19 protein-coding genes are annotated in these 21,426 nt (G+C 71.6%); 7 read left to right on the top strand and 12 right to left on the bottom strand.

Annotated elements, in window-relative coordinates:
• Positions 1 to 56: 56 nt before the first annotated feature.
• Complete coding sequence (locus tag WA640_RS06895) at positions 57 to 2,495, bottom strand: glycoside hydrolase family 2 protein (RefSeq protein WP_335986814.1); 2,439 nt, start codon at positions 2,493 to 2,495, stop codon at positions 57 to 59.
• Between the two features lie 293 nt (positions 2,496 to 2,788).
• Here WA640_RS06895 and WA640_RS06890 point away from each other — a divergent pair, with 293 nt between their 5' ends.
• Complete coding sequence (locus tag WA640_RS06890; RefSeq protein ID WP_335986813.1) at positions 2,789 to 3,820, top strand: LacI family DNA-binding transcriptional regulator; 1,032 nt, start codon at positions 2,789 to 2,791, stop codon at positions 3,818 to 3,820.
• A gap of 133 nt (positions 3,821 to 3,953) precedes the next feature.
• On the top strand, positions 3,954 to 5,342 hold the full coding sequence (locus WA640_RS06885; RefSeq protein ID WP_335986812.1) for a cellulase family glycosylhydrolase: 1,389 nt from the start codon (positions 3,954 to 3,956) through the stop codon (positions 5,340 to 5,342).
• 81 nt (positions 5,343 to 5,423) lie between these two features.
• On the opposite strand, the gene WA640_RS06880 is transcribed toward WA640_RS06885, so the two are convergent.
• Positions 5,424 to 5,621, bottom strand: coding sequence for a hypothetical protein (locus tag WA640_RS06880; protein ID WP_335986811.1), 198 nt, complete (start codon positions 5,619 to 5,621; stop codon positions 5,424 to 5,426).
• A 234-nt stretch (positions 5,622 to 5,855) separates the two neighbouring features.
• On the opposite strand from WA640_RS06880, the gene WA640_RS06875 reads away from it, so the two are divergent.
• Together WA640_RS06875 and WA640_RS06870 are read left to right on the top strand one after the other, a co-directional pair.
• The gene (locus WA640_RS06875; protein WP_335986810.1) at positions 5,856 to 7,097 is read left to right on the top strand and encodes a transglutaminase domain-containing protein; all 1,242 of its coding nucleotides are present in this window, start codon (positions 5,856 to 5,858) and stop codon (positions 7,095 to 7,097) included.
• Positions 7,098 to 7,570: 473 nt separating this feature from the next.
• The gene (locus WA640_RS06870; protein WP_335986809.1) at positions 7,571 to 8,839 is read left to right on the top strand and encodes a vanadium-dependent haloperoxidase; all 1,269 of its coding nucleotides are present in this window, start codon (positions 7,571 to 7,573) and stop codon (positions 8,837 to 8,839) included.
• Between the two features lie 323 nt (positions 8,840 to 9,162).
• Here the strand turns inward: WA640_RS06870 and WA640_RS06865 are convergent, their stop codons facing one another.
• From WA640_RS06865 to WA640_RS06850, 4 genes are all read right to left on the bottom strand, one after another.
• A complete protein-coding gene (locus tag WA640_RS06865) occupies positions 9,163 to 9,951 on the bottom strand; it encodes a phosphotransferase enzyme family protein (RefSeq protein ID WP_106364909.1) in 789 nt (262 codons plus the stop codon).
• A 35-nt stretch (positions 9,952 to 9,986) separates the two neighbouring features.
• Positions 9,987 to 11,117, bottom strand: a complete 1,131-nt coding sequence (ftsY, locus tag WA640_RS06860; protein ID WP_335986808.1) for a signal recognition particle-docking protein FtsY — start codon at positions 11,115 to 11,117, stop codon at positions 9,987 to 9,989.
• A gap of 51 nt (positions 11,118 to 11,168) precedes the next feature.
• Positions 11,169 to 14,711, bottom strand: coding sequence for a chromosome segregation protein SMC (gene smc / locus WA640_RS06855; protein WP_335986805.1), 3,543 nt, complete (start codon positions 14,709 to 14,711; stop codon positions 11,169 to 11,171).
• 209 nt (positions 14,712 to 14,920) lie between these two features.
• Positions 14,921 to 15,109, bottom strand: coding sequence for a hypothetical protein (locus WA640_RS06850; protein ID WP_106364912.1), 189 nt, complete (start codon positions 15,107 to 15,109; stop codon positions 14,921 to 14,923).
• A gap of 352 nt (positions 15,110 to 15,461) precedes the next feature.
• Between WA640_RS06850 and WA640_RS06845 the strand changes: the two genes are divergently transcribed.
• From WA640_RS06845 to mutM, 3 genes are all read left to right on the top strand, one after another.
• A complete protein-coding gene (locus WA640_RS06845) occupies positions 15,462 to 16,202 on the top strand; it encodes a CAP domain-containing protein (protein WP_335986802.1) in 741 nt (246 codons plus the stop codon).
• Between the two features lie 179 nt (positions 16,203 to 16,381).
• Positions 16,382 to 17,005, top strand: coding sequence for a helix-turn-helix transcriptional regulator (locus tag WA640_RS06840; RefSeq protein WP_335987547.1), 624 nt, complete (start codon positions 16,382 to 16,384; stop codon positions 17,003 to 17,005).
• A 26-nt stretch (positions 17,006 to 17,031) separates the two neighbouring features.
• Complete coding sequence (gene mutM, locus WA640_RS06835; protein WP_335986801.1) at positions 17,032 to 17,862, top strand: bifunctional DNA-formamidopyrimidine glycosylase/DNA-(apurinic or apyrimidinic site) lyase; 831 nt, start codon at positions 17,032 to 17,034, stop codon at positions 17,860 to 17,862.
• 48 nt (positions 17,863 to 17,910) lie between these two features.
• Here the strand turns inward: mutM and rnc are convergent, their stop codons facing one another.
• The 6 genes from rnc to rsmD all read right to left on the bottom strand — a co-directional run bounded on the left by rnc (position 17,911) and on the right by rsmD (position 21,422).
• Positions 17,911 to 18,627: a ribonuclease III gene (gene rnc / locus WA640_RS06830; protein WP_106364916.1), complete on the bottom strand. Its 717-nt coding sequence runs from the start codon at positions 18,625 to 18,627 to the stop codon at positions 17,911 to 17,913.
• A gap of 12 nt (positions 18,628 to 18,639) precedes the next feature.
• The gene (rpmF, locus tag WA640_RS06825; protein ID WP_091053207.1) at positions 18,640 to 18,813 is read right to left on the bottom strand and encodes a 50S ribosomal protein L32; all 174 of its coding nucleotides are present in this window, start codon (positions 18,811 to 18,813) and stop codon (positions 18,640 to 18,642) included.
• A 27-nt stretch (positions 18,814 to 18,840) separates the two neighbouring features.
• A complete protein-coding gene (locus tag WA640_RS06820; protein WP_106364917.1) occupies positions 18,841 to 19,407 on the bottom strand; it encodes a YceD family protein in 567 nt (188 codons plus the stop codon).
• A gap of 394 nt (positions 19,408 to 19,801) precedes the next feature.
• Positions 19,802 to 20,314, bottom strand: coding sequence for a hypothetical protein (locus WA640_RS06815; RefSeq protein WP_106364918.1), 513 nt, complete (start codon positions 20,312 to 20,314; stop codon positions 19,802 to 19,804).
• 62 nt (positions 20,315 to 20,376) lie between these two features.
• On the bottom strand, positions 20,377 to 20,868 hold the full coding sequence (gene coaD / locus WA640_RS06810; RefSeq protein ID WP_106364919.1) for a pantetheine-phosphate adenylyltransferase: 492 nt from the start codon (positions 20,866 to 20,868) through the stop codon (positions 20,377 to 20,379).
• Positions 20,865 to 21,422 carry a 16S rRNA (guanine(966)-N(2))-methyltransferase RsmD gene (rsmD, locus tag WA640_RS06805; protein WP_106364920.1) on the bottom strand — a complete coding sequence of 186 codons (558 nt, stop codon included), beginning with the start codon at positions 21,420 to 21,422 and terminating at the stop codon, positions 20,865 to 20,867. The genes coaD and rsmD overlap by 4 nt, the downstream gene beginning before the upstream one ends.
• Between the last annotated feature and the right edge of the window lie 4 nt (positions 21,423 to 21,426).

The following is a 21,426-nucleotide window of genomic DNA, read 5'->3' as shown; positions in this document are numbered from 1 at the left end:
TTCGATCTCAGCATGCGGATGCGCGGGCGGCCCAGCCGCCCGCGCAACAGAAACGGTCAGTCGTTGATCGCGCGCAGCACGGGCTTCGACGTGAGGGCGGCCGTGAGTGCCGCTGATGCCGCGATGGCCTCGCTGGTCACGGTGAACACGGCCTCCTCGCCGGGGATGAGCGTGAGGAGCGCCTTGTCGACCGTCGCGGCCGGGTCGAGGCGGTCGGGGAAGAGACACAGGTCGCGCAGCACGGTCTCGGCGGTGACCTTCACTTCGACGCCGCCGGGGACGGGCCTGGTCTCGGCCGTGAACTCGGCGGTGGGCCAGTCCATGTCCTTGTCCTCCTTGGTGAACCAGGTCGCGCGCGGGAAATCCTCGCGGCCGGTCACCAGGAACTCGCCGGGCTTGGGGGCGACCTCGCCGGTGAGGACGAGTTCGGCGGTGTCGCGCGCCGCGACGCCGATGGTCAGGAGCGCGCGGCCGTTGATGCGGCCCTGCGGCGTGCACTTCCAGAAGCCCACGACCGAGCCCCACGGCTTGTCGGAGTCGTTGACGAGCACCAGTTTCACGCCGTCGCCCTCGGGCTGGAACGTGGCGATCCGGTCAGCGTAGGCGTCCTTGAGGGCGTACCAGAGCGGCTTGAGGCGCTCCTCGCCGTCGATCGCGGCCCACGAGGTCACCGGCCAGCAGTCGTTGAGCTGCCACACGACCGAGCCGGTGCAGTACGGCTGGAGCGACCGGAAGTGCTCGATGCCGAGGCGCACGGCCCTGGCCTGGTTCACCTGCGTGAAGTACAGCCAGTCGTCGAAGTCGCGCACGGGCGGCAGGTGCGCGTCGAGGCCGCGCTGGAGTTTCACCTGTCCGTCGGCGGCCTTCTGGTGCCACAGCATGTTCGGGGTCTCGGCTCGGAGCGGCTCGTCGGTCGTCATGCGCCGCACCGTGGCCCACGTCGGCGGCGCCTGGTAGCCGAACTCGGCGACGAACCGCGGCCTCCAGTCCCGGTAGTGCGCGTAGTCTTCCCGGTTCCACACGTCCCAGATGTGGACCGATCCGTGGGCCTGCTCGTTCGGGTGCAGTTCGCGCGCACCGGAGTAGGGGCTGCCGGGCCAGTACGGGCGAGTGCCGTCCACTTCGGAGACGAGCTTCGGGAGCAGGTCGTGGTAGTACCCGGCGCCCCAGGTCAGATCGCCGAGCGGCTCCTGCCAGTCCCAGTCGTGCCAGCCCCAGAGGTTCTCGTTGTTGCCCGTCCACGTCACCAGGCTCGGGTGCGGGGCGAGGCGGGCGAGGTTGTCGCGGGCCTCGGCCTCGACCTCCGACCAGAACGGCTCCTCCTCCGGGTATGCGGCGCAGGCGAACAGGAAGTCCTGGCCGACCATGAGGCCGAGTTCGTCGCAGAGGCGGTAGAAGTCCTCGGACTCGTAGACCCCGCCGCCCCACACGCGGAGGTAGTCGATCCCGGCCGCGACGGCCTGGCGCAGCCGCCGCTCGATGCGCGCCGGGTCGATGCGGCCGAACAGGGCCTCGTCGGGGATCCAGTTGACGCCCTTGACCCACACGGGGCGGCCGTTGATCTTCAACTGGTAGGGGCGGCCGTCCTCGTCGGGCTCGGTGTCGAGCTCGACCTTGCGGAAGCCGATCCGGTGCGACCAGGAGTCGAGCTCCTCGCCGCCCGAGCGCAGCGACACGGCGGCGTCGTAGAGGAACTGGGCGCCGCGGTTGTGCGGCCACCACGCGCGCGGGTTCGGGACCTCGACGCGGGCCCGCGAGGCCCCCGTGCCCGCCGGAACGCGCACGGTCGTGGTCTGATCGCCTGCGGTGCAGACGAGTTCGAGGTCTGCGTCCCCGGCGCGCTGGAGGTCCACCGCGAACTCGACGACGCCCTTGACGGCGCCGTCGGCCACTTCGATCGACACGTGCGGCACGACTTCGGCGAGCCGCGCGGTCCGCCACGTCTCCAGGCGCACCGGCCGCCAGATCCCCACGCCCGCGAGGTTCGGGCCCCAGTCCCAGCCGAAGTTGCACGCGGCCTTGCGGATGAAGTTCCCCGGCTCCGGGTACGCGTTCGGCCGGTCCCCCAGGCGCTCGCGCTGCGCCTCCGCGTACGTGTACGGCGCGGTGAACGCCACTTCGAGTTCGTTGGCGCCCTCCCGGATCGCGGCGCGGGCGTCGAAGCGGTAGCGGCGGTGCATGTTCGCGGTCTCGCCCACGGCGGCGCCGTTGAGCGAGACGCGCGCGACCGTGTCGAGCCCGTCGAAGGCCAGGTCCACCCCGTCCCAGTCCCCGCCCTCGAAATCGAAGCTGGTCCGGTAGGTCCAATCGTGGCGGCCGACCCAGGCGAGCTCATGCTCCGCTTGGTCGGTGTACGGGTCGCCGACGAGGCCCGCGGCGAGGAGGTCCGAGACCACCTCCCCGGGCACCGCCGCCGGGATCGCGGTGACGGCGAGCGGCGCCCCGGGGTCCCCGGTGACGGTCCAGCCTTCGTGCAGGGTTCGCTTGGCGCTCAATGAAGCTCCTAGTCCTATGCCTTGATTCCGGAGAGGGCGTTGCCGTAGGTGGCGCGCTCCTGAACGAGGAGAACACGACAGTCGGCAGCGTAGCTCGCGCCCGCTCCGGCTGAACCGCGTAAGCGCCCCGGACCGGCGCGCCCGCACGGGCCCGGTCGGTCCGTTGACGCCGCCGCGGCCGGTTTGAAATGATGCATGTCGATACATTGAAGAACTCGGCTGAACCGGTTCACCGCCGCCGGGCGCTCCAGCCCCCCGGCAGCCGCCCCCGATCACCCCCGAGAGGACCGCCGATGACCAGGCGCGTGACCATCGCCGACATCGCCGCCGCGGCGGGCGTGTCGAAGGGCGCGGTGTCCTACGCGCTCAACGGCAGGCCCGGGGTCTCCGAGGCAACGCGCGCGAAGATCCTGGCGATCGCCGCCGAAATGGGCTTCGTCCCCAACCGGGCCGCCCGGTCGCTGTCGGTGTCCTCAGCGCAGGCGGTCGGCATCGCGCTGCGCCGCTCGGCCCGCACGCTCGGCATCGAGCCGTACTTCATGGAGCTCATCAGCGGCATCGAGGCGACGCTCTCGGCCGGGTCGTTCGGGCTGACGCTCCAGATCGTCGACACCGTCGAGGAGGAGCTGGAGGTCTACCGGCGCTGGTGGGCCGAGCGCCGCGTCGACGGGGTCCTCATGTGCGACGTCGGCACCGAGGACCGGCGGCTCGGCTTCGTGGCCGACCTGGGGCTGCCCGCGGTGGCCGTGGGCGGGCCGATCGAGGGCGCGCGCCTCCCGGCGGTCTGGCACGACGACGCCGAGCCGTGCCGCGAGATCCTGGGGTACCTGCACGCCTTGGGCCACAGGCGGATCGCGCGGGTCGCCGGGTTCGCGCACCTGCTGCACACCGGGATCCGCGACAACGCCTACGCCGAGACCGCGGCCGGGCTGGGCCTGGAGTCGATGGAGACGTTCCACAGCGACTACACCGGCGAGCAGGGCGCGCGCATCACCCGGCGGCTCCTGTCCTCGGCCGGGCGCCCCACCGCGGTCATCTACGACAACGACGTTATGGCCGTGGCCGGACTCGGCGTCGCGCACGAACTCGGCATCGACGTCCCCGGGCGGCTGTCCATAGTGGCGTGGGACGACTCGCCGCTGTGCCGCCTCACCCACCCCGCACTCACGTCCCTGACCCGCGACATCAGCGCCTACGGCTCGCAGTGCGCCGAGGCGCTCCTGTCGGTCATCGGCGCCGAACCGGACGCCGACCGCACTTTCTCGGTTCAGTGCCGGCCCGCGCAGCTCTCCCCGCGCGCCTCCACCGGACCGGCGCGGGCCTGAAGCCGCATCCGGCATCGCCGCTGCAAGGGGAAATCCGAAGCACGTCTTGAACCCCATCGATATTTATGGTTCTCTATGTGAAGGTCGGTCTGAACCGATTCACCTCTCACCCGAACCTACAGATGGGATCACCATGGAACACGGCACGACCGACGCCGCCCCGGCACGGCGTCGGATGCGCAGATGGCTCATGGCCGTACTGGCCGCGACAGCGCTCGCCTTCGGCGGCCTGTGGCAGCTCGTCCCGGCGGGCGCCCAGCAGGGCGGCTTCTCGATCGACGGCACGCAGCTCATCGACGCGAACGGCAACCCGTTCATCATGCGCGGCACCTCCCACCCCGACGTCTGGTACGAAGGCGAGTTCGCCAGCTACGGCGAGATCTCCGACCTCGGCGCGAACACCGTCCGCGTCGTCCTCGGCTCCGGCCAGCGCAACTGGGGCGTCTCCACCGCCGCGCGGGTCCAGCAGATCGTCGACGAGTGCAAGGCGCAGCGCCTGATCTGCATGCTCGAAGTCCACGACACCACCGGCTACGGCGAGGAGTCGGGCGCGGCCACCCTGGATCAGGCCGTGACCTTCTGGCAGGGCCTGTTCAGCGTGCTCGACGGCGAGGAGGCGTACGTCCTCATCAACATCGGCAACGAGCCGGTCGGCAACACCAACCCGCAGCAGTGGACGCAGCAGACCGTGGACGCGATCGAGCGGATGCGGTCCATCGGCTTCGAGCACACGCTCGTCGTCGACGCCCCGAACTGGGGCCAGGACTGGCAGAACGTCATGCGCGACAACGCGGAGACCGTCGCGGCCGCGGACGAGGACGGCAACACGCTGTTCTCGATCCACATGTACGCGGTCTACTCGAACCCGCAGACGGTCATCGACTACTTCGACGCGTTCGAGGAGATGAACCTGCCGCTCATCGTCGGCGAGTACGGCGACACCTTCCAGGGCCAGACGGTCGCGTGGGAGACCATCCAGTCGGAGGCGCAGGCCCGCGGCATCGGGTGGCTGGCGTGGTCCTACTCGGGCAACACCGGCGGCGACCTCGACCAGACCACCAGCTTCAACCCGTCGGCGCTGACGACGTGGGGCCAGCGGGTCTTCACCTCCGCGAACGGCATCCAGAACACGGCCGAGCGGGCCACGGTCTTCGGCGACGACCCGGACCCGACCGACCCGACCACCTCGCCTTCGGAGAACCCGACCACCGGCGGGCCCTCGGACGGCGACTGCACGGCCGTGATCGGCGTCGTCAACGACTGGGGCTCGGGCTGGCAGGGCAAGGTCACGGTGACCGCCACCGGCGCCGCCCTGGACGGCTGGCGGCTCACCTGGACGTGGGCGGGCTCGACCCGGATCACGTCCTCGTGGAACGCCGCGATCACCAGCTCGGGAGCGGGCGTCACCGCCTCCGACGTGGGCTGGAACGGCACGGTCGCCTCGGGGCAGAGCCGCGAGGTGTTCGGCTTCATCGGGTCCACCCCGGCGGCGACGCCGACGGTGACCTGCGAGGCGATCTAGAGCGGCACCTAGTGCCGCGATGAACGGCGGAGGCCGCCGGACCCTGCGGTCCGGCGGCCTCTGCTTCGCTTCTGAGTGAATTCAGCCGTTCTTGGTCGGGAGCTGGAACTTGCCCACCCCGCCCTTCGGCATCTGCGAGCGGACCTTCGACTTCTTGTCGCCGATCGACTGGTGCCCGGCCTTGCCGGTCTTCTTGCCGCGGGCCAGCGCCCGGCGCTCCTCGCGGTTGAGCGGCGCGTCGTCGGCGGCGTCCTGCTGCGGTTCGGGAGTTTCAGTCATGCGGATCCCCTTCTCGGGTCGAGCTTGAAGAGACGTGAGCGCGAAACGGAGCGTTGCTCGACGTCTCATGGCCTGGCTTCCAGCGGAAGCCGCACTCATCGTGGTCGGCCGGTCGGCGCTCGCGCCCACAGCGGCCGTATCTCTTCTAAAGGATCATGCCGCTCACTCTAGCGCCCTCCCGCCGCGGACACAACGCCCTTTCCGCCCGCGCCCGCGGTGACTACGCTCATACGCATGGCACAGGCCCCTTCTCCGGTGAAACTCGCGCGCGTCCGCACCGTCGCGCAGGACGCGATGCGCGGCGCGCGGTGGTGGACGCTCCTCGACCTGGAGAAGACGCTGCGCGCGGACGCGGAGTTCTGGCGGGACCTCTGGGCGCCGTCGCTCGCGATCGCGGCCCACAAGGTGGGGCTCAAGGGCGCCCGGGCGACGCTCGACGAGGCGATCGACGCCGGGTTCCACCAGACGGACCTGTTCGAGCCGGAGCTGTCGGCGGCGTTCGGGAAGGACCCGGACTGGGCGCGGGTCCTGGAGCGCGCCAAGGCGAACGTCCCGGCGCCGCCGCTGCGGATCACCGCGTGGCCCGAGCCGGGGGCGGGGGCGCCGCTGCGCCTGGACCGCATCGAGGCGCACCGGGAGGGCCAGCTCGCGTCCCGGCTCCCGCGGCCGAGCGAGGGCGCGTGGCAGACCGCGCGGGACCTGCTGGCGTGGACGTCGGCGCTGTGGCGGCACGCGAACGCGCGGATCAACGCGGGCGACGCGGTCGACGTGCTGGAGCAGGTCGCGCTCGGCGCGCGGTACTCGTGCGTGGAGTACTCGATCGTGCTCGCGCAGGGCCTGAACGCGCTGCGCATCCCGGCGCGGCGGGTGTGGCTGCGGCGCGGGGACTACCACGACGGGGTCGGGCAGGGGCACGCCGTCGCCGAGGCGTGGATCGACGACCTGGACCGGTGGGTGCTCCTGGACGGGCAGCACGGCGCGTACTGGGCCGACGAGGACGGGCGGCCGCTGAGCCTCCCCGAGCTCCAGGCCCGCGAGCGGCCCGCGCGGCCCGTGCACGTGGGGCCGCGGCAGGCGATCCAGGACCCGGCGCTGTGGTGGGCGTACTTCGCGCACGCGTCGGTGACGGGCGCGGCGTGGGCGCCCGAGGGGTTCGTGCCGGTGTTCCAGGAGGGCGGGGTGCTGCCGACCGAGCGGCTGCTGCGCGAGTCCGCGGGGGCGTACCCGCGGCTGTCGGACGTCGCGGTCGGCGTGGTCGCCCAGGACGGCGCGCCCGCGGTGCGCATCAGGCCCGAGCACCCGTACGCGGTCGGCGGGGTGTGGAACGGCGAGCCGATCGCGGCGCCGCCGAAGGACGCCGAGCGGCGGTTCACGCGGGCCCTGGACCGCGAGCCCGGCGAGTACAAGGCGGACTTGGCGGCGCTGACGCCTTACGGGCCCTTGGCGAGTCGTGAGCTGCGCTGGACCGCGGCCTGACGGCCGCGACGCACGTCACGACCCGATCGGGTGACGGCGCGGGCCCGGAATGTCGGTCCAGGTCGGGAGGGTGGGAGGTAGAACTACCCACCCAGCGGGTGGGCAGAGCCCGCCCCGCCGTCGCGGCCGATCTCCTCGCCCGCCTGGTCCGCCCCCGGTCCCGTTGCCGGACGGTTTCGCGGGCGGAACGATCCGAAGTATTCTCTAGTATTCCGATGGGATTACTGCTATCTTCGATTCATGAAGCCCGCCAACGCACTCGCACAGCGGCGCGAAGTCGACCAGATGCGCGTCGCCAGCGCCCTCTGTCGCTGAGACCTCCGCCGGTCCGCGCCAGGCCGTTCCTCCCCTGCGACGCCTCCCGGACCGGCGGGCCACTCCCCCTCTTCCGGCGCCGATCACGCCGCTGCGGATCGTCCGCGCCCCGAATCACCGTTCCCCGCCTTCAATCCCACCGCACCGCAAGGAGACCCATGTCCTCCACCCGCACCTCCATATCCCGCCGCGCCGTCCTCGCCGCCGCGCCCATCGCCGCCACCGGGGCCGCGATCGGCATCGCCGCGCCCGCGGCCGCTCACGGCCACGGCGCGGCCGTCCTCGGCTGGTTCGACGCCACCGACGCCGCCGTCACCGCGGCGCCCGCCGCCACCCAGGTCACCAACAGCCGCACCTGGGCCATCGCGTGGCTCGCCGCGGCCCGCGCCGTGCGCCGCGTCCCCCACGGCGTCAACGCGGGCCACTACCGCGAGGCCGCGCTCGCGGCCGCGGTCCACCGGGCGCTGTACGCGCTCGCGCCGACCCAGCAGGCGGCCCTGGACGACGCGCTGGAGGCCGCGCTCGCCCGCGTCCCCGACGGGCGGGCCAAGCGCAAGGGCGTCGCCGCGGGCGTCGAGCGCGCCGACGACCTGCTCGAAGAACGCGCCGGCGACGGCCTCGACCCGGCCTCGGTGAACGCTCCGTTCACGCCCCCGGCCGCCGCGCCGGGCGTGTGGCAGCCGACGCCGCCCGCGTTCGGGCCCGCGGCCCAGGCGGGCACCCGCTTCGCCGTGCCGTTCGCGCTCGACAGCGCCGACCAGTTCCGCCTCGACGCGCCCCCGGCGCTCGGCACGCCGCAGTACCGCGCCGACCTCGACGAGGTGTACGCGTACGGGGGCCTGAACAGCACCGCGCGCACGCAGGCGCAGACCGACACCGCGCAGTTCTGGCTCGGCTCCTCGTTCACGCTGTACAACCCGGTGCTGCGGGCGGCCCTGGAGCACCACTCGGGGTCGCTGCGCGAGCAGGTGGAGCTGGTGGCGCTGTTCCACGTCGCGTCGGTCGACACGCAGATCGCCACGTCGGACTCGAAGTACGCGCACCTGTGGTGGCGCCCGGTCACCGCCATCGCGGGGGCCGTCGAGGATGGTGACCCCGCCACCGTGCAGGACCCGTCCTGGACGCCCCTCCACACCACGCCCTCGCACCCGGACTACCCGAGCGGGCACAACACCTACTCCGGATCGGCCGAGGAGGTGCTCACGCAGCTCGTCGGCGACGGGCCGGGCGCGGCGTTCACGATCCCGAGCCCGACCGCCCCGGGCGTGACCCGCACGTACACCACGTGGCACCCGCTGACCACCGAGAACACCGACGCGCGCGTGTGGTCGGGCATCCACTCGCGCTCGGCGGACCTCGCGGGCGTGGAGCTGAGCCGGAACGTCGCGGCCTTCGTCCTCACCCGCGCCGGGGACCTCCTGGCCTAGCAGAACTTCGCTCCTGAGGAGTCGGGCGCCCCGGCCGAGTGCAGACGGCCGGGGCGCCCGTCTTGCTGCGCCCCTTGGGAACTCGCGCGCCGGGCATACCCGCCCGGGGCACTTAATATTGACGTTTGACAATGTATTGACAGGCAAACGCTCACACGGTAGGTTTGCTCCAATTCCCTCAAATCCATCCCCGCGCCAAAGTCCCGGCGCTCCCCCGAACGAACCGCCAGATCCATCCGACGGGCAGGCGATTCATGATTGGGAGCGCTCCCCTGGGCGAAGACCCCCGGCTCCCGGCTCGTCGGCGGGTCTTCGCCCTTCGCCTACCGAAGGGCTTCGTCGAGGATGTACCGCTCGGCGTCGAGCAGCCGCAGGTCCCGCGCCGGACGGCGCAGGTGCCCCTTCTGGACGATCCGCTCGAACGCGGGGTCGCCCGCCTGGGCCATGCGGCGGATGCCCTCGATGTGGTCCACGATCCGCTTGCGGATGACCTTGATGAACCGCTGGCGGTCCCGGTCGGAGAGCCCGTACGCGTCGGCGAACATCCGCAGCCGCCGCGCCCGGTCGGGCTTCTTCCAGCCCAAGGTGATCGAGTCGCGGTCGGTGAAGATCGGGACCCACGTCCACGCCGCGTACGCGACGTCGTAGATCCGCGCCCCCGGGCTCGCCAGGTCGAAGTCGATGAGCGACAGCGTCCCGTCGGGCCGCCACACCACGTTGTGCGGCGCGGCGTCGTGGTGGCAGATCACCTCGGTGTCGGGCGGCGGCGGCCCGAAGGACCGCCAGGTCGCGCCCGGCGGCGGCCGGAAGCCGTACTGCGCGTCGTGGTACATGCGCAGCATCTTCGCGACCGCGCTCATGGTCTCGTCGGTGGTCCAGTGCGGCGCGAGCGGGTACTTGCCCGGCTCGCCCTCCACGAAGGACAGCACCTCGCGCGCGTGCTCGTCGACGCCCAGCACCCGCGGCGCGCCCGTGAACCCGGCGCCCTCCAGGTGCCGGAGCAGCGCGTGGACCGCGGGGGTCCAGGGTCCGGTGTTCCGGCGGACCGTGTCGCCCAGCCGGATGACCGTGCTCGTGTTGCCGCCAATAAGCGGAATCTCGTCTTGGCTCACCGGTCCCCGCTGTGCCCTTGCGCCTGCGTGCTGTGTCAGCTCTCGGCGCCGTCGACGAGTGCGTCGACGAACGCTCCGACCTCGAACGGGGCCAGGTCGTCCGGGCCTTCTCCGAGTCCGACCAGCTTAACCGGTACCCCCAACTGCCGCTGAACCGCGATCACGATCCCGCCCTTCGCGGACCCGTCGAGCTTGGTCAGCACGATGCCGGTCACCTGCACGACCTCGCCGAAGACCTTCGCCTGCTGGAGGCCGTTCTGCCCGGTGGTCGCGTCGAGCACCAGGAGCGTCTCCGCCACCGGGCCTTGCTTCTCGATGACCCGCTTGACCTTCCCGAGCTCGTCCATGAGCCCGGCCTTGTTCTGGAGGCGGCCCGCGGTGTCCACGAGCACCACGTCGGCGCCGTCGTCGGCACCGGCCTTCACCGCGTCGAACGCCACCGAGGCGGGGTCGGCGCCCTCGCCGCGGCGCACCACCTTCGCGCCCACGCGGGCGCCCCAGGTCTCCAGCTGCTCGGCGGCGGCGGCGCGGAACGTGTCGGCCGCGCCCATCACGACGGACTTGCCCTCGGCGATGAGCACCCGGGCGACGCGGCCGCAGGTCGTGGTCTTCCCCGAGCCGTTGACGCCGACCATGAGGATCACCGCGGGGCCCTCCCCGGAGGGCGCGGCGGTGGCGATGGACCGGTCGAGGTCCGGTTCGAGGACCGCGGTCAGCTCGGCCTTGAGCAGGCGCCGCAGCTCCTCGGGGTCGCGGGTGCCGAGGACCTTGACCTGCTCGCGCAGGCGCTCCACGACCGCGGTCGTGTCGTCCAGGCCGACGTCGGCGGTCAGGAGCGTCTCCTCGACCTCGTCCCAGACGCCGTCGTCGAGCTTGTCGCTCGCCAGGAGCGCCAGGAGGCCCTTGCCGAGCGCGTTGTTCGAGCGGGCCAGGCGCGAGCGCAGCCGCACCAGGCGGCCCGCGACGGGCTCGGGCGTCTCGACCGCCGGAGCGGCCGGCTTCGGCGCCTCAGCCGGAGTCTCGGCCTTCGGCGCGGCCTCGACCTGCGGTTCCTCGGCGGGAGCCTCGACGGCGGACTTCGAACGGCCGCGCACGGCGACCACCACACCGACGATGACGGCGACCGCGACGACGGCGGCGACCACCCAGATCCACAGGTTGTCCACAGGTAAGCCCTCCACGAGTTGACGATCGTCAACCACTGTACTGGGCTGCCCTTACTCCTCTTCGCGGGAGAACTTCTGGCTGATGACCTGCGTGACACCCGCGCGCATGGTGACCCCGTACAGCGCGTCGCCGATCTCCATCGTCCGCTTCTGGTGCGTGATGATGAGCAGCTGCGAGTTCTCCTGGAGCTGACGCAGCAGATCGAGCAGGCGCCCCAGGTTCACGTCGTCGAGCGCCGCCTCCACCTCGTCCATGAGGTAGAACGGGCTGGGGCGGGCGCGGAAGATCGCCACGAGCAGCGCCAGCGCGGTCAGCGACCGCTCCCCGCCGGACAGCAGCGAGAGCCGCTTGACCTTCTTGCCGGGCGGGCGGGCCTCGACCTCGACGCCGGTGCGCAGCAGGTCGTCCGGCTCGGTGAGCAGGATGCGGCCCTCGCCGCCGGGGAAGACGGTCTGGAAGACGTGCTCGAACTCGCGGGCGGTGTCGGCGAACGCCTCGGCGAACACCTGCTGGATGCGGTCGTCCACTTCCTTGACGACCGTGGTGAGGTCGGCGCGGGTCTTCTTGACGTCTTCGAGCTGCTCGCTGAGGAACTTGTACCGCTCTTCGAGGGCCGCGAACTCTTCCAGCGCAAGGGGGTTCACTTTGCCCAGGAGCTTCAGCTCGCGTTCGCCGCGGGCGGCGCGCTTCTCCATGAGGGGCCGGTCGAAGTCGGCCGGGAGCGGCTCGGGCTTCCCCTTCTCGGCCGCGGCGGCGATCTCGTCGGCGCTGGGCGGGACGGGCTGGTCGGGCCCGTACTCGGCGATGAGCGTCTCGATGTCGACGCCGAACTCGGCGCCGGCCTTCTCTTCGAGGGCCTCGATGCGCAGGCGCTGCTCGGCGCGGGCGACCTCGTCGCGGTGGGCCGCGGAGGTGATGCGTTCGAGTTCGGCGGCCGTGGCGGCGGCGCGGGTGCGCAGCTCGGTGAGGGCGGCTTCGCGGCGGGCCTGCTCGGCGGCGACGGTGTCGCGTTCGATGGCGGCGGCTTCGAGGGAGTCGGTGAGGCGCACGCCGGTCTCCTCGGCGGCCTCGGCGACGAGCGCGGCGACGGCGGCGCCGCGGGCGCGGGCGGCCCGGCGGGCCTCGGCGCGGGCGCGGGAGGCGCGCTCGGACTGGGCCTGGCGGGCGAGGGCGTCGGCGCGTCCGGCGAGCGCGGAGGCGCGCTCCTCGGCCGTGCGGACCGCGAGGCGGGTCTCCATCTCGTTCTGGCGGGCGGCGTCGAGCTGGCGGGAGAGGACGTCGCGCTCGTCGGTGGAGGGCTCCTCGATCTCCGGGAGCGATTCGAGTTCCTCAAGCTGCGCTTCGAGGTCGCCGAGTCCGGCGGTGTCGGCTTCGCGGGCCGTCTGGGCGCGGTCCTTGGCCTGGGCGAGGCGGGCGACCTCGGCTTCGGCGCTGCGGGCGGCGGCGCCGAGTTCGGCGAGGCGGCGGGCGACGACGCTGTGCGCGGCCTGGGCCTGGCGCTGGGCGCCGCGGACCTGCTCGGCGGCGGCCTCGGCTTCGGCGTGGGCCTCGCGGGCGGCGTCGAGCTGCTCGCCGAGCTGCGCGGCGAGGGATTCGGCGGCGATCTTCTTGTCCCGGGCCTCGTCGACGGCGGCCTGGATCTCGATGTAGGACTGGGCCTTCGCGGAGCCGCCGTGGGCGGTCGCGGCGCCGAGGACGTCGCCTGCGCGGGTGACGGCGGTGAGGTCGGGGTGGGTTTCGACGATGGCGCGGGCGGCGTCGAGGTCGTCGGCGACGACCATCCCGGCGAGCACGGCGCGCACGGTGGAGGCGAGCTCGGCGGGCGCGGAGACGGTGTCGGCGACCGGGAGGAGTCCACTGGGGACGGCCACGTGCGTCTGCGCACCGGCGATCAAGAAGCCGGCTTGCCCGCCGTCCTCGTCGCGCAGGAGGCGGATGGCCTCGGCGGCGGTGGCGGGGCCGGTGACGGCGATGGCGTCGGCGAGGCGCCCGAGCGCGGCGGCGAGGACCGGCTCGTAGCCGGGCCTGACGGTGAGGAGCGCGGCGACGGACCCGAGGACGCCGGGGACGGCGTCGTCGCGGGAGAGCAGGGCGGCGGCGCCGTCCTTGCGGCGCAGGCCGACGGCGAGCGCCTCTTCGCGGGCGGCCCACTGGGAGGCCTCGCGGTCGGCGTCGCGCTCGGCGGCCTGGAGGCGGTCGAGCTCGGCCTTCGCGGCGGCGGTGCGGGCCTTCGCTTCGGCGAGGGCCTCGTCGAACTCGGAGTCGGTCTCGACCGCTTCGCTCTCGGCCTCGGCCTCGGCGTGCGCCTCGGCGGCGGCCTCGGCGCGCTCCTTCGCCTCGGCGAGCGCGATGGAGGCGCGTTCGAGTTCCTCGGCGGCGGCCGCGGTGCGGGACTTGAGTGAGTCGACGCGTCCGCGCAGCGTCGCGAGGGCCTCGCGGCGCTCGGCGGCGGCCTTGACGGCGCCGACGATGCGCTGCTCGGCGTCGCTGAGCGCGGTCTCGGTCTCCTCGCGGGCCTCGACGGCGGCGGCGAGCCGCTCGGAGTCCTCGGCGATCCCCTCGCGCAGCTCGATCTCCTGCTCGCGGATGCGCTGGGCCTCGGTCTCCAGGACCTCGGGGTCGCGTCCGGCGCGGTCGTCCTGCTCCTCGGCGAGGTAGCGGCGGCGCTCGGCGGCGAGTTGCGCGGTGGACCGGAGCCGCTCGGCGACCGCTTGGAGGCGGTACCAGGTCTCCTGGAGGCGCGCGAGGCGCGGTTTGTCGGCGGCGTGCGCGGTCTCGACCTCGCCGACCTGCGCGGCGAGGCGCTCGTGCTCGTCGGCGAGGACGGCGCGGCGCTCCTTGATCGCCTCCTCGTCGGCGAGGTCCTTCGCGATGTTCTGGCGCAGGGACGCGAGGTCGTCGGCGAGGAGCCGCAGGCGGGCCTCGCGCAGGTCCATCTGGATGGTCTGGGCGCGGCGCGCGAGTTCGGCCTGGCGGCCGAGGGGCTTGAGCTGGCGGCGCAGCTCGCCGGTGAGGTCGGAGAGCCGGTCGAGGTTGCCCTGCATGCCTTCGAGCTTGCGGAGGGCCTTCTCCTTGCGCTTGCGGTGCTTGAGGACGCCCGCGGCCTCCTCGATGAACGCGCGGCGGTCCTCGGGGCGGGCGTGGAGGTAGGAGTCGAGCTTGCCCTGGCCGACCAGGACGTGCATCTCGCGGCCGATGCCGGCGTCGGAGAGGAGGTCCTGCACGTCGAGGAGGCGGCAGCGGTCGCCGTTGATCTCGTACTCGCCCTCGCCGGAGCGGAACATGCGGCGGGTGATCGAGACTTCGGAGTAGTCGATGGGGATCGCGCCGTCGGAGTTGTCGATCGTGAGGGTGACCTCGGCGCGGCCGAGCGCGGGGCGGCCGGTGGTGCCCGCGAAGATGACGTCCTCCATCTTGCCGCCGCGCAGGGACTTCGCGCCCTGCTCGCCGAGGACCCAGGCGATGGCGTCGACGACATTGGACTTGCCGGAGCCGTTCGGGCCGACGACGCAGGTGATCCCCGGTTCGAAGCGCAGGGTGGTGGCCGAGGCGAAGGACTTGAATCCCTTCAGCGTGAGGCTCTTCAGGTGCAACGGTCGCTCCGGCTGTCGGCGTCGTCGGGGTACGGGACCGTCCCAGCCTACAAGGCGGGTGTGACCGGAACGGGGAGATCAAAGCTCTCAAAGAGGACGAACCCGGACCGGGTTCCCGGGGTTCCGCGGGGTGAACGCCCTCCGAACACGACAATGCGCGCCCGCTGCTGGCAGCTGGCGCGCCTATCTTCCGTTGTGCGAGTGACGGTCTAGGTCAACGCGGGCTCGTGCAGCCGCATCAGCTCCTCGACCTGGTCCTGCTCGATCTCGTCCTCGCGGGACCGCAGCTCGGCAAGCTCGGTCTCGAGGTTCCGTACTCGCGCGCGTAGCTGGACCACTTCTTCGAGCAGGCGCTTGTTGGGAGCCTGGCCGATGTGGCCGTAGAGGGCTTTCGCCATAGTTTCTCCTTGCGATCACGTCGTCTGGTGGCGTTGGCGTACGCACCGGAAAAGACGTCGCATTTGCTGAGTGATTTTTTTAGCCGCCGGGGCCGATTGCCCCTTGCCGGACCAGTGGAGCACGGCTCGTGAACACTGGCCGTCACCCACTATCTTCCGCCTTTCCGGCGGTCTTCGTCAAGCTTTGCACATGCTTCTACCCCCGGATTCGACGGGGGTCACACCTGCGGGGGTACTCCCGTAGGCGCCCGGTCACACCGCGCTCAGTGCGCGCCCGGTCCGAACCTGGTAGGGTCCCCGTGAAACGCGAAAAACCCCCGTGTATTTCCCCCCGCGACGGAGCCGTACCCCCATGCGAAGACTCCAGGGCGGACGCCACCGCGACCCCGCCGAGAGCACGCGCCGGATGTTCATCGCCATCCTGGCCTCGTTCGGCCTGGCGGCGGGGGCCACCTCACTGTGGGCGGTCGGGTCGCCACTGGACGGCACGGAAGCGGCGTCCCAGGACCCCGCGACCAGCGCGTCATCGTCGGCAGCGGCCGAGGAGAGCCCCACGGTCTCCCCGCTCGCGGACCTCCAGGAGGCCGAGATCCTCCCGCAGGAGGCCGAGGAGGAGCCCACCACCGAGGCGGCCGAGACCACCACGGCCGCAGAGGAAGAGGACGACGGGGGCGGCTCCGGCGGCGGCGGGGACGACGGGGGCGGCGACGACGCCCCGTACGCCGACGCCGAGTCGGAGATCCTCGGCATCGTCAACGACCGCCGCGCCGAGAACGGCTGCGGCGACCTCGCCCGCGACTCCCGCCTCGACACCGCCGCGCGCCTCCACGCCGAGGACATGGCGGAGAACGACTACTTCGACCACACCTCCCAGGACGGCCGCACCCCCACCGACCGGGCCAACGCCCAGGGCTACGAGGGCGGCGTCGGCGAGAACATCGCCATGGGCTACCCCGACGCCGAATCGGTCATGGAGGGGTGGATGAACTCCGAGGGGCACCGGGCCAACATCCTCAACTGCGGCTACGACGTCATCGGGATCGGCGCGTACGACCGCGACGGCACCATCTACTGGGTGCAGATGTTCGGCTAGCCCTTCAGGGGCCGCATTATCGCAGGTGAACGGCGCCGCGACCTCGTACTGTCGTCCATCCGACTCAATGCTGGACTGGGCGATTACCAACAGTCATGCTGGGGTGGCCGCCTGAACGGGCGTGCATCTGGGGAGGCGACCGAAGCACACCCGAAGGATGAGGTGCCACCGTGCGTGTCATGCTGTACGACCCGAACCAGGTCTTCTCCGCCAGCATTCGACCCCTGCTCCACCGACGCGGCGACCACCCCGTCGAGGCCCGCAGCGCCAAAGCGCTCGCCGCCGCGGACGCGCAGGTCGACTGCTGCCTCGTCGCCCTCGAAGCGGTCTCCCGGAACCGGGTCCTGACCGACTGCAAGCGGCCGGTCTTCCTCATCACCGACCGTGAAGACGGATCGGTGCTCCGCAAGGCCGTCTCGGTCTCGGCCGCAGGCATCGCGAACACCCACATCCTCCCGAGCGAACTGCTCCGCGCCATCGACGCCAGCCTCGCGAGCCCGCCGTACTACGACCCGCAGCTGCTGCGGGCCGCGCTCCAGCCCGCGCCGCTCCTCGGCGACCAGGACGCCCTCGAACTCGCGCACCACCTGACGCCCCGTGAGGACGACGTGCTCCGCCGCATCGTCCGCGGCGAGCCGACCAGCCACATGGCCGACCAGATGGGGGTGTCGGTCTCGACGGTCCGGTCGCACGTGCAGAACGTGCTCGGCAAGCTCGGTGTCAACTCGCGCCTCGCCGCGATCGCCTTCGCCATCAACTACGGCATCGACACCGTCAGGGAGAAGCACCCGCAACTGAGCTAGCCGGAGCCCCTGGGCATACTTGAAACGTGCCAGAACTCCCCGAAGTCGAGACGGTCCGCCGCGGGGTCGACGCGGCCTTCCGCGGCGGACGCATCAGCACCGCCGAGGTCTACAACCCGCGGACCGTCCGCCGCCACGCCCCCGGCGTCGCCGACTTCCAGGCGAACCTCAAGGGCCTGGAGATCACCGGCACCGGCCGCCGCGGCAAGTTCATGTGGCTCTCTCTCGACGACGGCCGGGCGCTCATCTGCCACCTCGGCATGAGCGGCCAGCTCCACGTCGTCACCGACGGCCGCGAGGCCCACAAGCACCTGCGCGGTCGCCTCACGTTCACCGACGCGCGCGAGCTGTGGTTCATCGACCAGCGGACCTTCGGGTACTGGGAGCTGTCCGAGATGGGTGACGACGTGCCGAAGACCATGGGCCACATCGCCCCCGACGTCTTCGAAGCGGTCTTCGACGCCTCTGCGAGCGCCGACCGGCTCCTCAAGCGCACCATCGAGGTCAAGAAGGCGCTTCTGGACCAGGGCTGGATCAGCGGCGTCGGCAACATCTACGCCGACGAGGCCCTGTGGCGCGCGCGCCTGCGCGGCCGCCGCTCGGGCGACTCCCTGAGCCGCCGCAAGGCCCTCGAACTCCTCGGCCATGTCAAGGACGTCCTCACCGAGTCCCTCGCCGTCGGCGGCACCTCCTTCGACGAGCTCTACGTCGACGCCCGCGGCGAAGCCGGCTACTTCGCCCGCGAACTCGCCGTCTACGGCCGCGCCGGCCAGCCCTGCAAACGCTGCGCCACCCCGATCGTCCGCGAAGTCATCGGCGACCGCTCGGCCCACTACTGCCCGAAGTGTCAGAAATAGCGCGAGGGGCGGGAACCGGATCTCCGGTTCCCGCCCCTCGCGTGAGTCTTACCGCTGCTTGACACCCATGCGGTCCGAGAGGACCTGCCAGGCGAGTTTGGCGGCGATCTGCTCGGCGTCCTTCTTCGAGCCGCCGGTGCCCTCGCCGAACTCCTCGCCCGCGACCACGGCCCAGGCCGTGAACTGCTTGGCGTGGTCGGGGCCCGACTCGGTGATCCGGTACTCGGGCACGCCGAGACCGGAGTCGGCCGTCAGCTCCTGGAGGCTGGTCTTCCAGTCCAGGGCCGCGCCCTGGCCGGCCGCGGCCTCCATGAGCGGGTCGAAGAAGTGGTGCACCACCCGCTTCGCGGTCTCGACCCCGTACTGGAGGTAGACCGCACCGAGCAGCGCCTCCACCGCGTCCGCCAGGATCGAGTTCTTGCCGCGGCCGCCGGAGGTCTCCTCGCCCTTGCCGAGCAGGAGGTGCGGGCCGATGCCGCCCGCGCCCATGCGGCGCGCGACCCCCGCCAGCGCCTTCATGTTCACCACCGACGCGCGCAGGCGCGCGAGCTGCCCTTCGGGCAGGTCGGGGTGGTTCAGGTACAGCGCCGTGGTCACCACGAGGCTGAGCACGGAGTCCCCGAGGAACTCCAGCCGCTCGTTCGTGGGCAGCCCGCCGTGCTCGTACGCGTACGACCGGTGGGTCAGGGCGAGACGCAGCAGTTCGGGGTCGATCTCGCTGACCCCGAACACCGCTTCGAAATGTTGTACTGCCTTGTCGCCCATAAGCGGGAGGACTTAGGCCTCAAGAACCTGGCGGCCCTTGTACGTGCCGCACACCTCGCAGACCTGGTGGCCGCGCTTCTTGGCGTGGCACTGCGGGCACTCGACCAGCTGGATCGGCGTCGCCTTCCACTGCGACCGACGGTGCCGGGTGTTGCTGCGCGACATACGACGCTTCGGAACAGCCACTTCAGAACTCCATACTTATTCGCTGTGCTATTTCGATTCGCCGTCGGTGTCGGCGAGCCGAAGCTTCTCCAAACCCGCCCAACGGGGGTCCACGGTCTCGTGAACGTGGTCGTCGGGCAGTTCGTCCCAGGGGACGCCGCAATCGGCGCACAGCCCCGGGCAGTCAGGTCGGCACAGCGGGGTGACCGGCATCGCCAGCACCAGCGCGTCCCGAACCGCGGGCTCCAGATCGAGCAGGTCCCCACTGAGCCGCAGAATCTCGTCGGCTTCGGTGGTCGCGTCGGTGACGGAGCCTTCGTAAGCGTACAGCTCCTGCACCTGGACGTTGAGAGCGTCCTCCACGGGTGCGAGGCACCTCGCACACTCGCCTTCGGCGACCGCCGCGACCGTGCCGTCGGCGAGGACGCCCTCGCTGACCGCGGTCAGGTGGAAGTCCAGGTCGAGCGGGGCCGACTCCGGGACCTCGTAGCCCGCGAGACCGAGCCCGGCGGGTGCCGGGACCTCAAGCGCGACGTGCATCGTCGTGCCCGAGCTGCGCCCGAGCTCCGCGGTGTCGAACACCAGCGGCGCGGCGGGATCAGGAGCGGTCGTCATGGGCGTGCTGCGGTCCTTCGGTTCAGGGAGGTGCGCCTCGATCGAGGCCGACCGGTAATGCTACATCAGCCCCGGTGCCCGGCCCAACCCAGGCCGGAGCCGAGCGGTGACGTGATGTCGGCGATACCCGCCCCGTCCGCGGGCCCGGATTGTCGGACCCGCGGGCAAGACTGGCGCCTTACCCTCCCACCCGGGAGCGCCCTGCCCGCGCCGCCTCCAGCCTCGCGGCCGAGCCGCAACCGGCGACGGTCCGGCCGAAGCCGACCGCGGCTGCGCCACAGGTCCTGGGACCGGGGCGCCGTACCCGCGGCCTCACGGCCGGGGCGGCTGCGCCGCCCGGCCCGCGGGCCGGTCTCGCGCCCATGCCGACCGGGGAGCGTCCGCCGCTCCCCCGCTAGATCTGCGGGAGCGGCTTCTCGTCCTCGAACTGCTCCTGCTGCGCGGGCGCGAAGGAGCCGATCTCGCGGAGGGTGTGCATCTTGTCGCGGCCGCGCTCGACGCCCGAGAGGGCGCGGTGCAGGAACTGCTCGAAGTTCGCGAGGGTCGTGTCGACGTACTCGTCGACCTCGTCGCGCAGGCGCTGGGCCTCGCCGCGGGCCTCCGCGATGATGCGGTTGCCCTCGTGCTCGGCCGAGACGGTGATCTCGTGGCGCGAGACGAGCCGCGCGTGCTCCGACTCGCCCTCCGCGATGATCCGCTCGGCCTCGCGCTCGCCGGCGTTGATGATGTTGTCGCGCTCCTGGAGCATGGCCTCGGCCCGGCGCAGGTCGCCGGGGAGTTCGTTCTGGAGCTCTTCGAGCATGGCGATCATCTCGGCCCGGTCGACTTTGCAGGCGCGGGACATGGGCACGGCTTTCGCCTGCTCCACGTAAGCGATGATCTCTTCGATCCGGTCGAGCGCACCCACCGATTTGCTCCCGTCGATGTCTGTCATGGGGACATTGTCCCGTATGAGGGTGGAAAGTGCTGCTATTCCTGCCGCAAGCGCTCGATCAGTCGCGATTGGACGATTTCGGGCACGTGCGACGAGACGTCGCCGCCCCATTTCGTGACGTCCTTGACCATCGAGGACGACAGAAACGAGTAGAGGGGGTTGGTCGGGATGAACACCGTCTCGATACCCGCCAACCCGTAGTTCATCTGGGCCATCTGTAGTTCGTAGTCGAAGTCGGAGGCCGCGCGCACGCCTCTGACGAGCACTCCGGCGCCGTGCTTCTGGCAGAAGTCGACCACCAGTCCCTGGAAGGACGCGACTCGTACATTGGGCATGTCCGCGGTGGTCTCTTTGAGGAGCTCCACCCGCTCCTCGACGCTGAACAGCGCGTTCTTGGAGGCGTTGTGGAAGACCGCGACCCAGACTTCATCGTACAACTGGGCGGCGCGTCCGAAGATGTCGAGATGACCGTACGTCACCGGATCGAATGACCCGGAGCAGGCGGCGATTCGGGCTTCAGGTTTCACAGGGCGTGACCGTAGCAAAGTGCCGTGGTGCCGTAGCGGCGGACGCGGTCTTCTGCGATCTTCGCGGGCCACGGGACCGCGGCGTCCTTGCCGCCGCGCTCCACGACCACGTCGGCGTCCGGCGCGAGCCAGCCGTGCTCGACCAGCGCTTCGAGGACGCCCGCGACCGCCGCGTCGGTGACGGCGTACGGCGGGTCGGCGAAGACGATGTCGTACGGCTCGGCCGGGCCGTTCTGGACGGCCTTCTCGACAGGGGCGCAGATCACCTCGCCGCCCGAGACGCCGAGGTCGGCGAGGTTCTTGCGGAGGAGCTTCGCGGTGAGCGGGTGCGACTCGACGAACAGGGCCGCGGTCGCGCCGCGCGAGAGCGCCTCGATGCCGACTGCGCCGGAACCGGCGTACAGGTCGGCGAAGCGGAGCCCGTCGAGGTCGCCGCCGGGCGCGAGCGAGTTGAACAGCGCTTCGCGGACCCGGTCCGAGGTGGGCCGGGTGCGGTCCCCCGGGGGCGTGGCGAGGCGGCGGCCCTTCAGGCTGCCGGCGATGATTCTGGTCATTTGG

Source organism: Glycomyces sp. MUSA5-2 (assembly GCF_037034145.1).
Classification (GTDB): domain Bacteria; phylum Actinomycetota; class Actinomycetes; order Mycobacteriales; family Micromonosporaceae; genus Glycomyces; species Glycomyces artemisiae.
This window is presented reverse-complemented; position numbering and strand designations above follow the sequence as displayed.

What these genes read in the sequence shown, in the direction of transcription:
- WA640_RS06840 (WP_335987547.1), top strand. Translation starts at nt 16,382, where the DNA reads ATGCTGTACGACCCGAACCAGGTCTTCTCCGCCAGCATTCGACCCCTG.
- rsmD (WP_106364920.1), bottom strand. Translation starts at nt 21,422, where the DNA reads ATGACCAGAATCATCGCCGGCAGCCTGAAGGGCCGCCGCCTCGCCACG.
- WA640_RS06845 (WP_335986802.1), top strand. Translation starts at nt 15,462, where the DNA reads ATGCGAAGACTCCAGGGCGGACGCCACCGCGACCCCGCCGAGAGCACG.
- WA640_RS06890 (WP_335986813.1), top strand. Translation starts at nt 2,789, where the DNA reads ATGACCAGGCGCGTGACCATCGCCGACATCGCCGCCGCGGCGGGCGTG.
- rnc (WP_106364916.1), bottom strand. Translation starts at nt 18,627, where the DNA reads ATGGGCGACAAGGCAGTACAACATTTCGAAGCGGTGTTCGGGGTCAGC.
- WA640_RS06875 (WP_335986810.1), top strand. Translation starts at nt 5,856, where the DNA reads ATGGCACAGGCCCCTTCTCCGGTGAAACTCGCGCGCGTCCGCACCGTC.
- WA640_RS06820 (WP_106364917.1), bottom strand. Translation starts at nt 19,407, where the DNA reads ATGACGACCGCTCCTGATCCCGCCGCGCCGCTGGTGTTCGACACCGCG.
- WA640_RS06885 (WP_335986812.1), top strand. Translation starts at nt 3,954, where the DNA reads ATGGAACACGGCACGACCGACGCCGCCCCGGCACGGCGTCGGATGCGC.
- WA640_RS06850 (WP_106364912.1), bottom strand. Translation starts at nt 15,109, where the DNA reads ATGGCGAAAGCCCTCTACGGCCACATCGGCCAGGCTCCCAACAAGCGC.
- WA640_RS06880 (WP_335986811.1), bottom strand. Translation starts at nt 5,621, where the DNA reads ATGACTGAAACTCCCGAACCGCAGCAGGACGCCGCCGACGACGCGCCG.
- WA640_RS06870 (WP_335986809.1), top strand. Translation starts at nt 7,571, where the DNA reads ATGTCCTCCACCCGCACCTCCATATCCCGCCGCGCCGTCCTCGCCGCC.